Origin of the sequence: Streptomyces sp. NPDC058375, from assembly GCF_042723425.1 — a bacterium.
Lineage (GTDB): Bacteria > Actinomycetota > Actinomycetes > Streptomycetales > Streptomycetaceae > Streptomyces > Streptomyces durocortorensis.
This window is the reverse complement of sequence record NZ_JBHXJG010000230.1, coordinates 1-11,690: the sequence shown is the minus strand read 5'-3', so window position 1 is coordinate 11,690 and position 11,690 is coordinate 1. Positions and strand designations below refer to the sequence as shown.

Genomic DNA, 11,690 nt, shown 5'->3' with positions numbered 1-11,690 from the left:
GGGCTGTATGGAGCCCCTCCGGCGATTGAGGAGCGGGGTCCGGGGCGGAGCCCCGGCTTCGGAAAGAGTGGGGTCTCCCCTGCTCGAACGAAGTTGAGAGCTTGGGGATGGGTAGGGGAACAGGCCCGCCGCAGGCGACCCTAGGCCGGCCCGCCCCCACCCGCAGACGGCGACGACCCGGACGACGACCCGGAGGCCGGCCCCGCCAGGGGCCCCTGCACGGGCCCGTCGTAGTACCCCGAATACCCCGACCAGTCCGGCTCCACATCCCGCGGCCCGAACGCCGCCGTCAGCAACAGATGGACCCCCATCGCCGCGAACGGCCACGCCAACACCGGCACCCACACCGTGTGCAGCTCCAGCGGGGCGTCGAACGTCACGCCCTGACCGGCCTCCCGGGCCCGCCCCACCACGTCGGAGGACGGCCCCAGCCAGACGCCGACCCGCCACGCGATCAGCGAGGCGAGCAGCGCGCCCAGCGCCAGACCCACGACCACGAGGACGCCTCCGCGGCGCAGCCGCCAGAAGACGGCGGCGGCCGAGAGCGCGCCGAAGCCGATGGCCAGCAGGACGAACGTGCCGTCCGCCCCGATCGCCTCCTCGCCCTCACTGTTCTTGAGGAAGACGGCCGTGTCGTCGGAGACCAGCGGAACGCGCGGCGCGAGCCACAGCCACAGCAGCCCGAGCGCGATGCCCGAGAGGGCGACCAGGACGGCGACGACGGCGGCCTGACGGAGCTCCGTGACCGTGTCCGGGTCGTCCGACGAGGGCGCGAGGTGGGAGCCCGAGGGCGGGGCCTCCCAGGGATCGTGGGGGCCGGGCTGGTGAGGCGGCGTCAGAGGTGCGGTCACCGTGCCATCGTGCCAGGCCACCCTGTGAGGCGCCTCACCGGATACCGCACCCGGGCTCACCGGGCACCGCACCGCGCGCGGGCCCCGCCGAAACGGCCCGGGCCCCGGGCGGCCGACCGGACGGAGCGGGAGGAACCCCTACCGTACGGCGGCCCGCCGGTACGCCCACGTCGCCGCGGCCAGCGAGAGAACCCCCACCGCCGCGCAGATCGCGAGGAAGAAGGCGATGATCCCCCAGTCCGGGCGGGCGTCGAAGGACCGGGCCAGCGCCTCGACCCCGTACGTCGAGGGCAGCAGGTCCCGCGCCCAGCTCACCGGCTCCGGCAGCCGCTCGGCCGGCAGCACCCCGAGCAGCAGGGCGGCGGACATCCCGAGCTGGCCGAGCAGGGTCGCCAGCTCCGGGCGCGGGGCGAGCAGCCCGAGGGCCGCTCCGAGACCGGCCAGGGCGGCCCCGGAGAGCGGGACGACGGCGACCAGGACCCACAGATGGGTCATCGGCAGCTGGAACAGCACGCTTCCGGTGATCGCGGTGAAGACCGTGCCGGGCACGGTGAACGAGGCGTACGCGGCGGCCGCCCCGAGCACCACCGCGGCGGGCGGCACGGGCAGGGTGGCGTAGTGGTCGAGCCCGCCGCTCGCCCGCAGCTGCCCGAAATACTGGGCGAGCAGGTTGAGCGCGACGAACGCGACGACCAGGACGCTGGACCCCGCGACCACCGCGCGGGCCTCCGATCCGCCGTCCACGACGCCCCGCATCAGGATCATGATCCCGACGGACTGGAAGGTCGCCACGAAGAGCAGCGGGATCCGGGCGACGCGCGCCCGGGAGAGCTGGGCGCGGTAGACGGCCGCCAGCGAGGGCAGCAGCCGGGCGCGCGGTGCGAGGGGGGCGGTGAGGGTACGGGCGGGGCCCGCACCGGAGGAACCGGCGGGCGCGGGCAGGCCGCGCGTCGTCGCGGTCCTGGCCGGAATGATGCTCGTCACCTGAGGCCGCCCCCCTTCGACACGTCCGCCACGTCACTCCTGCCGCTCACGCCTTCACCAGCCCCTCGGTCGCGTCGCCGGCGTCTCCCCCGAGCGCGAGATAGACATCTTCCAGGCTGGGTGTGGCCAGGGTGAAATCGTCGAGCGCGGCGAAGGCCGCGCCGCCCGTCACCGCGGCGACCGCGGCCCGAGCCTCGTCCGGCCCAAGACGCAGCACCCAGCGCCGACCGGACTCCTGGGCGGACGGTCGCAGCGCCGCCACCTCGGGGACGTCCAGCGGGGCCCGTTCGCGCCACACCAGCTCGACGCGCACCTCACCGGCGACCTGTTCCTTGAGCCCGGCGGGGGTGTCGCAGGCGATGACCCGGCCGCGTTCGAGGACGGCGACCCGGTCGAGGACGGTCTCGGCCTCGATCACGTTGTGGGTGACCAGCAGGACCGTGGCCCCGCGCTCCGCCCGGCGGCGGTCGACGGCGGCCCAGACGGCGCGGCGGGCGACCGGGTCCATGCCGGTGGTCGGTTCGTCGAGGACCAGGACGTGCCGCTCGCCCACGAGGGCGGTGGCGAAGCAGGCGAGCCGGCGCTGACCGCCGGAGAGCTTCTTCAGGGGCCGCCCGGCGATCGCGGTGAGGCCCAGCTCCTCCAGGACGGCGTCGCGCTCGGCGCGGGCCTCCTGGACGGGGAGGCCGCGCAGCCGTCCGGTGGTCTCGGCGGCGAGCGAGACGGTCAGTTCGTCGAGGGCGGTGGACTCCTGCCCGAGGTAGCCGATCAGCCGGGAGGCCCGCTCGGGGTGGCGTACGAGGTCGTGGCCCAGCACCTCGACGCTGCCGGAGTCGGGCCGCATCAGCCCGGTGAGCTGGCGGACCAGCGTGGACTTGCCGGCGCCGTTGGGGCCGAGCAGTCCGAAGATCTCGCCGCGCTCGACGTCCAGGCTGATGCCGTCCGTGGCGCGGACCTCGGGCGTCGCGGGGGCGCCGCGACGGCCCCGGGTCGCGGGGTAGGTCTTGACCAGATCGCGCACCGAGCACACAGTGCCGGTGTCCCTCTGCGCCTGTGCTGTGCCCGTGCTCACGAGGTATGAGGGTACGGGGTCACGGGCCCCGGTCCGCGTCCGGGGCCGCTCCGGGTCGCTCCCCCGGGCGAGCGCCTACTCCCCCGCCGGTACGTGCTCGGCGGCGGCCCGCACGTCGATCTCCCGCCAGAAGCCGGCCCGGATCGCGTAGCGGTCGTGCTCGTCGATCTGGTCGTCCTTGTGGGCGAGGAGCCCGAAGCGGGCCGCGTACCGCAGGAGTTCGCCGTCGATCCGGTGCGGGATACGCGGGTACATGGTGGAGAGTTTCTGCAGGTGGACGGTTTCCGGGAGGCGTTCCATCCAGCGGCGGGCGAAGACCTGGCCCACTTCGAAGGGGTCGCCGCCGACGGTGGTGATGTCCTCCTCCCGGTCCGCCCAGCGTTGTTCGGCGCTGGTGACCTGGGCGAGGGTCGGCAGGGACGCGGTCTCCGCCGGCTCCCCGAGGGGGCCGCCGCGCTCCACCCACCCTTTGTCGGAGGACCAGCGCAGCGTGGCGCTGGCGGGCTGGGCCGGGTGCTGGCGGTCCGGGTGGGGGGCGTGGGCGCGCAGGGCGGCCAGGTCCTTGGGGGTCGGCACGCCTTTGTGGCCCGCCGCGGGCGTGCCGGAGCCGGAGGCGGCGGGGGCGCTCTCGGCAGCCTCCGTTGAGCCGGCCCGGGCCGCGGCGGCCTGGGCCGCCGCCTCGGAGGCGCGTTCGGCGGAGGCGGCGAGGGCGGCCTCGGGCAGCGGTGCGGAGAGGATCGCGGCGATCTCGGGGCGGGTGGCGGGCTGCGGGGCGCAGGCGCCGCCGAGGTCCTTGGCGCGTACGGCCTTGGTGATCCAGGCCCGGTCGAGGACCCGCCGTTCGTCGGCCTCGGCGACGAGGTCCTCGGACTGGTTGTAGTCGCCGTCGGCGGCCTGTACGGCCCAGAGGTGGACGGCGACCCCGTGTTCCTTGGCGGACATCAGGCCGGGCAGCAGGTCGCCGTCGCCGGTCACCAGGACCACATCCGAGCAGGCCCGGTTCCTGGCCAGTTCGGTGAGTTCGGCGTGCATGGCGGCGTCGACGCCCTTCTGCGCCCAGCGTCCGTCGCTGCGGGTCAGGGCGCCGAGGCGTACGGTCACGCGCGGCATCACGCGGAGCCTGCGGTGCTCGGGTTGGGGCACCCGGTCGGGGGCGCCGTCGAACCAGTAGATGCGGAGCAGGGGCTGCTGGGTGTCGGCCTCGGCCCGCTCGCGCAGCCCCTGGATGAGGGCGGCGTGGTCGACGGTGATGCGGGAACGGGCGGGCTCTCCGGCCAGCAGACTCGCGGCTGCGCCCAGCAAGTAGCCGGCGTCCACCAGGACGACGCAACGGTCCACGCGTTCCACCCTCTTCCAGAACTCGGGAACGGTTCAGCGGCCCGCTCCTCGATGACCGGGTCCGCTTACCCAGGGTTTCCTTCGAGTCTGCCCGACCGCGCAGGGGTTAACGGCCGGAACTGGATCATCGGCGTGGCGGATCCGGAAAGGAAGAGGAAAAGGAAGGGAGAAGGAACGTGGAAAGGGGCGCGCGGAGGCCGCGGGACGGAGGCGACCGCGGAAACCACTACACACGGTAATGATCCAACATGCGGCGTTTGCGGCGCTATGTGAGTCTGACAGCGGTCCTGGCCCCCCAGGATTCCCCACAGGAGGCATTCACCATGGCCAAGAACAAGAACCGCAAGCAGGGCAGCCAGCACGACCGCGCGTCCGCGTCGGAGCGTAGTGCGGAGCAGGCCAAGTCGACGGCGTACGAGTCGCAGAACCAGCCGCAGGCGCAGGCCCAGGGCAGCCCGTCCGACGTGGCGCGCAAGCATCAGCGACGCTTCGGCCACAACTGACCCGTCGGCCGCGCGCGGTAGTGACAGGCGTTGAAGACAGCGAGAGGGGCGTCCCGCACCGGCGGGACACCCCTCTCGTCGTGTCGTGCCCGGACTCAGCCGGCCAGGCAGGCCGGGCCGAGCAGCACCTTGAGGTCGCCGAAGAGCGCCGAGTCGGCCTTGACCCGGTGCCGGTCGAGCCGCAGGACGGTGGTCTTGCTGGGGCCCTGGAGCCTGATCCGTACCTCGGTGTCGCCCCGGTGGTGGCTGAGCACCTCGCCGAGCCGCGTGACCATCGGCGGGGTGATCTTCACGGTGGGGATGGTGAGGACGACCGGGGCGTTGGTGCCGGCGTTGGAGATGTCGGGGACCTGCATCTCCATGGCGACGAGCCGGGGCACGTCCTCGCGCTTGTCGAGGCGTCCCTTCACGAAGACGACGGTGTCCTCGACGAGCTGGGTGGAGACCAGCTGGTAGGTGGCGGGGAAGAACATGCACTCGATGGAGCCCGCCAGGTCCTCCACGGTGGCGATGGCCCAGGCGTTGCCCTGCTTGGTCATCTTGCGCTGGAGGCCGGAGATGATGCCGCCGACGGTGACGATGGCGCCGTCCCCGTAGTCCCCGCCCATGAGCTGGGAGATCGAGGAGTCGGCCTTGTCGGACAGCACGTGCTCCAGGCCGAACAGCGGGTGGTCGGAGACGTACAGGCCGAGCATCTCCCGCTCCTGGGCGAGCAGGTAGGCCTTCTCCCACTCGACGTCGGAGAACTCCACGTCCAGGCCGAAGCCCGGCTCGCCGCTCTCCTCCTCGCCGCCGCCGAAGAGGTCGAACTGTCCCTCGGCCTCCTTGCGCTTGACCTGGACCACGTTGTCGATCATCGGCTCGTGGTGGGCGACGAGGCCCTTGCGGGTGTGGCCCATCTCGTCGAACGCGCCGGCCTTGATCAGCGATTCGACGGTGCGCTTGTTGCAGACGACCGCCTCGACCTTGTCGAGGAAGTCGGGGAAGGAGCTGTACTTCCCCTTCGCCTTGCGGGACCGGATGATCGAGTCCACGACGTTCTGGCCGACGTTGCGGATGGCGGTCAGGCCGAAGAGGATCACGTCGTCGCCCTGGGCGGCGAAGTTGGACAGCGACTCGTTGACGTTCGGCGGGAGCACCTTGATGCGCATGCGGCGGCACTCGTTGAGGTAGACCGCGGACTTGTCCTTGTCGTCCTTGACCGAGGTCAGCAGGGCGGCCATGTACTCGGCGGGGTAGTTCGCCTTGAGGTAGGCGGTCCAGTAGGTGACCAGGCCGTACGCCGAGGAGTGCGCCTTGTTGAACGCGTATCCGGCGAACGGCACCAGGACGTCCCACAGCGCCTTGATCGCCGCGTCGGAGAACCCCTTCTCCTTGGCGCCCTTCTCGAAGAGGACGAAGTTCTTCGCCAGCTCCTCGGGCTTCTTCTTGCCCATCACGCGGCGCAGGATGTCGGCCTCGCCGAGTGAGTACCCGGCGACGATCTGGGCGGCCTTCTGGACCTGCTCCTGGTAGACGATCAGGCCGTAGGTGAGGCCGAGGACCTCCTTGAGGGGCTCCTCCAGCTCCGGGTGGATCGGGGTGATCTCCTGGCGGCCGTTCTTGCGCTCCGCGTAGTTCGTGTGCGAGTTCATGCCCATCGGGCCCGGCCGGTAGAGGGCCGAGACGGCGGAGATGTCCTCGAAGTTGTCGGGCTGCATCTGGCGGAGCAGGGAGCGCATCGGCCCGCCGTCGAACTGGAAGACGCCGAGCGTGTCACCGCGGCAGAGCAGTTCGTACGTCTTGGGGTCGTCCAGCGGCAGGGAGAGCATCTCCAGGTCGATGCCCTTGTTGGACTTCACCATCTTGATGGCGTCGTCCATGATCGTCAGGTTGCGCAGGCCGAGGAAGTCCATCTTCAGCAGGCCGAGCGACTCGCACTGCGGGTAGTCCCACTGCGTGATGGTCACGCCGTCGGTGTGCCGGACCCAGACGGGCGCGTGGTCGACGATCGGCTCGCTGGACATGATGACGCCGGCGGCGTGCACGCCCATCTGCCGGACCAGGCCCTCGACGCCCTTGGCCGTGTCGATGACCTTCTTGACGTCCGGCTCGTTCTCGTACATCCCCCGGATCTCGCCCGCCTCGCTGTAGCGCGGGTGCTTGGGGTCGGTGATGCCGTTGAGGTCGATGCCCTTGCCGAGGACGTCGGCGGGCATCGCCTTGGTGAGCCGGTCGCCCATCGCGTACGGGTAGCCCAGCACGCGGGCGGAGTCCTTGATGGCGTTCTTCGCCTTGATCTTGCCGTACGTGCCGATCATGGCGACCTTGTCGGCGCCGTACTTCTCGGTGACGTACCGGATCACCTCGACGCGCCGACGCTCGTCGAAGTCGATGTCGACGTCGGGCATGGAGACGCGCTCGGGGTTGAGGAACCGCTCGAAGATCAGCCCGTGCTCGATCGGGTCGAGGTCGGTGATGCCCATGGCGTACGCCACGATCGAACCGGCCGCCGAGCCACGGCCGGGGCCGACCGCGATGCCGTTGTTCTTGGCCCACATGATGAAGTCGGCGACGACCAGGAAGTACCCCGGGAACCCCATCTGGATGATGATGTCCATCTCGTACTCGACCTGCTTCTGCCGGTCGTCGGGGACACCGTTCGGGAAGCGGCGGGCCATGCCGACCCGGACCTCCTCCTGGAACCAGGTGATCTCCGTGAAGCCGTCCGGGATCTCGAACTTCGGCATGAGGTTCTTCGCCTCGAACATGCCGGAGGTGTCGATCTGCTGGGCGACCAGGAGGGTGTTGGCGCACCCCTCCTGCCAGGCGTCGGAGGAGTCGACGGCGTACATCTCGTCCGTCGTCTTCAGGTAGTAGCCGGTGCCGTCGAAGCGGAAGCGGTCGGGGTCGGAGAGATTCTTGCCGGTCTGGATGCAGAGCAGGGCGTCGTGGGCGGTGGCCTCGTGGGCGTACGTGTAGTGGGAGTCGTTGGTGACCAGCGGCGGGATGTTCAGCTTCCTGCCGATCTCCAGCAGCCCGTCGCGGACCCGGCGCTCGATCTCGATGCCGTGGTCCATCAGCTCCAGGAAGTACTTGCCCTCGCCGAAGATGTCCTTGTAGTCGGAGGCCGCCTGGACCGCCTCGTCGAACTGGCCGAGCCGCAGCCGGGTCTGCACCTCGCCCGAGGGGCAGCCGGTGGAGGCGATGAGCCCCTCGGACCACTGGGAGATGGTCTCCTTGTCCATCCGGGGCCACTTCTGGAGCCAGCCCTCGGCGTACGCGTCGGAGGAGAGCCGGAAGAGGTTGTGCAGCCCCGTCTTGTTCGACGCCCAGATCGTCTTGTGGGTGTAACCACCGGATCCGGACACGTCGTCGCGCTTCTGGTGCGGCTGCCCCCACTGCACCTTGCGCTTGTGCTTGCGCGACTCCGGGGCGACGTACGCCTCGATGCCGATGATCGGCGTGACGTCCGCCTTCTTCGCCGAGTGGAAGAAGTCGTAGGCCCCGTGGAGGTTGCCGTGGTCGGTCATCGCGATGTGCGTCATGCCCATCTCGTTGGCCGCCTCGAACATGTCCTTGAGCCGCGCCGCACCGTCCAGCAGCGAGTACTGGGTGTGAACGTGCAGGTGCGTGAAGGGCGGCTTGGTCACGGCGTCGGGCCTCCGGGAAGTCGGGCGATGACGGACGGGGGGACAGCGTGGAAGTCTACGACGTGACGGAGTCGAACGACGGGCACTCCCGGCTTCCGCCGAGCGTTGGAGAGGGCGGGACACGTGTCCGTTTTGTCATGCACTCGGTCACGTGGATCCCGGGTTCGTCCTATACGCCAGCTACCGCAGGAGGCAGCAAGAAATGTCGGAAACGCAGACCGGCGCAGCGCAGCGCGGGGAGCAGATTCTCGCCGTTTTCGACACCGCCTTCGGGGAGTTGCTGGCCGCCGATCCGGCCGCCTTCCGGGTCAAGTTCCGCAAGATGGCGGGCTCGGCCTTCGCGTTCTACCGGGGCACGGCCTGCCTGTTCTACGGGGATCTGGAGCGGGAGCGGCACGGCGGCCCGTTCCTGGACGAGCGCACCGGCCGGGTGTGGATCCACGGTGATCTGCACGCGGAGAACTTCGGCACCTACATGGACGCCAACGGCCGCCTCGTCTTCAACGTCAACGACTTCGACGAGGCGTACGTGGGCCCCTTCACCTGGGACCTGAAGCGGTTCGCCGCCTCCGTCGCGCTCATCGGGTACGCGAAGGCGCTGGCCGACGAGCAGATCACCGAGCTGGTCGGGATCTACGCCGCCGCCTACCGCGAGCGGATCCGCGCGCTGGCGACGGGCGCGAAGAACGACGAGGTGCCGCCGTTCACGCTGGACACCGCGGACGGCCCGCTGCTGGGCGCGCTGCGCGCCGCCCGCTCGCGCACCCGGTTCTCGCTGCTGGACTCGATGACGGTGATCCGGGACTTCGAACGCCGGTTCGCGGACGGCGGCGGGTCGATCGACCTGGACGCCGCGACGCGCTACAAGGTGCTGGCCGCGTTCGACGGCTATCTGGAGACGCTGCCGGAGTCGAGCCTGACCCGCCCCGACTCCTACCGGGTCAAGGACGTGGTGGGCCGCCGGGGCATCGGCATCGGATCGGCCGGGCTCCCCTCGTACAACATCCTCCTGGAGGGCAACAGCGACGCCCTGGAGAACGATGTGGTGATCTACCTCAAGCAGGCGCAGACCCCGGCGGTCTCCCGGCACATCACGGACGCCGCCGTGCGGGAGTATTTCCAGCACGAGGGGCACCGCACGGTGATCTCGCAGCGCGCGCTCCAGGCGCACGCCGACCCGTGGCTGGGCTGGACCGAACTGGACGGCTCCGGCCAGCTGGTCGCCGAGGTGTCGCCGTACGCGGTCGACCTGGACTGGTCCGACATCGACGAGGTGGACGAGATCGCGGCGGTCGTCGCGGATCTGGGCCGGGCGACGGCCACCATGCACGCGGCCGCCGACGACGAGAGCGGCCACTCGCTGGTGCCGTTCTCCACGGAGCGGGCGATCGACGCGGCCATCGCTGCCGATGAGGAGGGCTTCGCGCCGCTGCTGGTCGACTTCGCCCACAGCTACGGCGCGCGGGCCCGGGCGGACCACCAGATCTTCGTGGACCTCTTCCGCAACGGGAAGATCCCGGGGCTGCGGGGCCCGGTGTAGGCGCCGGCGGCGCAGGGCCCCCGCAGGGGGACTCTCAGCCTCTTTTAAGGCCCGTTTACCTCGGCGCATGACACACTTTCCGGCGATGGACATCTCAGGGACGCAGCTCAGGGTCGCGCGCGCGGCGGTCTTCACCGCGCTCGTCGTCACCCTGTCCACGGCGTCCCATGTGCTGCTCTCCCGGGTTCCGCTGCCGCTCACCGCGGTCGCGCTGCTGGCCGCCGCCGTCTTCGCCGTGGCGTACGCGCTGGCCGGCCGGGAGCGCGGCTTCGGGGCGATCGCGGGTCTGCTGGTCCCGCTGGAGCTGGCCGCCGACACGCTCTTCACCACGGGCCAGCATCTCTGTTACGGGGCGGCCGGCGGCCCGGTCGCGGGCCCGCTGCGCGCGGTGGGCTTCGACGTCCTGTGCGGCGGCGAGGTCGGCACGGGCGGGGCCCGGATCGCGGGCGTCGGCGCGGTGGGCACCCCGCTGGCCGATGTGGCCGGTGCGGGCGACCGCGCGGCGGCGCTCCTCGCCCAGCCCGGGCCCGCGGTGCCGTGGCTGCTGCTCGTCGCCCATGTGGCGGTCGGGCTGCTCGCCGCGGCCTGGCTGCGGCGCGGCGAGGCGGCCCTCGCGGGGCTGCTGCGCGCGGCGGCCCTGCTGGCGTTCCGGCCGCTGCTGACCGCGGTCGCCGTGGTGCGCGCCGGTGTCCGGGCCGCGGCCCGCCGCTCCCGGCCCGCCGGGCGTCCGCACCCGCCGCTGACCGCCCGCTTCCTCGTGCACTGCGTGGGACGCAGGGGCCCGCCGCCCGCGCTGTACGCCGCTGCCTGAGGGCACGGCGACGCGCGCTGTACGGCAGGCCCACTCCCCACACACGTACCCACGGAGAACGATCATGAGCAAGCGCAACACCCAGGCGAACAAGGCAGCGGCCCGCGAGCGGCTGCGGGCCGAGCGCGAGCGCCAGGCCAAGAAGGACAAGACCCGCAAGCAGCTCGTCGTGGCAGGCTCGGTCGTCGCCGCCCTCGCCGTGTTCGGCGGCATCGCCTACGGCGTGGCGCAGCTGAACAAGCCGGACGCCTGGGAGGCGGCAGCGGACGCGAAGAACGTCACCGCGCCGAAGAACACCTCGGGCAAGGACGGCACCACCGTGGTGGTCGGCGAGTCCGGCGCGAAGAAGACCCTGGAGCTGTACGAGGACTCGCGCTGCCCGGTCTGCGCCACGTTCGAGCAGGGTGTCGGCGAGACGATCTCGAAGGACGTCGAGGCCGGCAAGTACAAGGTCAAGTACGTCGGCGCGACCTTCATCGACAACACCGACAACGGCGAGGGCTCCAAGAACGCCCTGAGCGCGCTCGGTGCGGCGCTGGACGTGAGCCCCGAGGCGTTCCTGGAGTACAAAGCCGCGCTGTACTCGGCGAAGTTCCACCCCGAGGAGAGCGACGACAAGTTCGCCAAGGACAGCTATCTGATCGAGGTCGCGGACTCGGTCGACGCGCTGAAGGGGAACAAGGCCTTCCAGAAGGCCGTCGAGGACGGCACGTACGACGCCTGGGCGATCAAGATGTCCAAGACGTTCGACGAGAGCGGTGTGCAGGGCACCCCGACGCTGAAGATGGACGACAAGAAGATCACCAGCGAGGGCAGCGAGAACGCCCCCATGACGGCCGACGAGTTCACGAAGGCCGTCGACAAGGCGCTGAAGGCGTAACACCTCCGCGCCCCGGGGGCCGGTGGGCCACCGGCCAACGACCGTTTCCCGACGGGCGGGCGAACTTCCTCGGTTCGCC

9 protein-coding genes are annotated in these 11,690 nt (G+C 71.0%); 4 read left to right on the top strand and 5 right to left on the bottom strand.

All coding sequences use genetic code 11. The features are described 5' to 3' along the window. Positions 1-140: 140 nt before the first annotated feature. From ACFWM7_RS28140 to ACFWM7_RS28125, 4 genes are all read right to left on the bottom strand, one after another. A complete protein-coding gene (locus tag ACFWM7_RS28140) occupies positions 141-872 on the bottom strand; it encodes an ABC transporter permease (RefSeq protein ID WP_383265585.1) in 732 nt (243 codons plus the stop codon). A 117-nt stretch (positions 873-989) separates the two neighbouring features. Further along, positions 990-1,835, bottom strand: coding sequence for an ABC transporter permease (locus ACFWM7_RS28135; RefSeq protein ID WP_383265582.1), 846 nt, complete (start codon positions 1,833-1,835; stop codon positions 990-992). A gap of 46 nt (positions 1,836-1,881) precedes the next feature. Then, complete coding sequence (locus tag ACFWM7_RS28130) at positions 1,882-2,865, bottom strand: ABC transporter ATP-binding protein (protein ID WP_383265588.1); 984 nt, start codon at positions 2,863-2,865, stop codon at positions 1,882-1,884. A 117-nt stretch (positions 2,866-2,982) separates the two neighbouring features. After that, positions 2,983-4,254, bottom strand: a complete 1,272-nt coding sequence (locus ACFWM7_RS28125; protein WP_383265579.1) for an NYN domain-containing protein — start codon at positions 4,252-4,254, stop codon at positions 2,983-2,985. Between the two features lie 314 nt (positions 4,255-4,568). Here ACFWM7_RS28125 and ACFWM7_RS28120 point away from each other — a divergent pair, with 314 nt between their 5' ends. Further along, the gene (locus tag ACFWM7_RS28120; RefSeq protein ID WP_018957500.1) at positions 4,569-4,748 is read left to right on the top strand and encodes a hypothetical protein; all 180 of its coding nucleotides are present in this window, start codon (positions 4,569-4,571) and stop codon (positions 4,746-4,748) included. Positions 4,749-4,843: 95 nt separating this feature from the next. On the opposite strand, the gene dnaE is transcribed toward ACFWM7_RS28120, so the two are convergent. Next, the gene (gene dnaE, locus ACFWM7_RS28115; protein ID WP_383265576.1) at positions 4,844-8,380 is read right to left on the bottom strand and encodes a DNA polymerase III subunit alpha; all 3,537 of its coding nucleotides are present in this window, start codon (positions 8,378-8,380) and stop codon (positions 4,844-4,846) included. 202 nt (positions 8,381-8,582) lie between these two features. Here dnaE and ACFWM7_RS28110 point away from each other — a divergent pair, with 202 nt between their 5' ends. The 3 genes from ACFWM7_RS28110 to ACFWM7_RS28100 all read left to right on the top strand — a co-directional run bounded on the left by ACFWM7_RS28110 (position 8,583) and on the right by ACFWM7_RS28100 (position 11,611). Beyond that, complete coding sequence (locus ACFWM7_RS28110) at positions 8,583-9,920, top strand: DUF2252 domain-containing protein (RefSeq protein WP_383265573.1); 1,338 nt, start codon at positions 8,583-8,585, stop codon at positions 9,918-9,920. An 85-nt stretch (positions 9,921-10,005) separates the two neighbouring features. Further along, entirely contained in the window at positions 10,006-10,731 is a 726-nt protein-coding gene (locus ACFWM7_RS28105) for a hypothetical protein (RefSeq protein ID WP_383265571.1), read from the top strand. Positions 10,732-10,795: 64 nt separating this feature from the next. Then, positions 10,796-11,611 carry a DsbA family protein gene (locus ACFWM7_RS28100; RefSeq protein ID WP_383265568.1) on the top strand — a complete coding sequence of 272 codons (816 nt, stop codon included), beginning with the start codon at positions 10,796-10,798 and terminating at the stop codon, positions 11,609-11,611. Positions 11,612-11,690 lie beyond the last annotated feature (79 nt).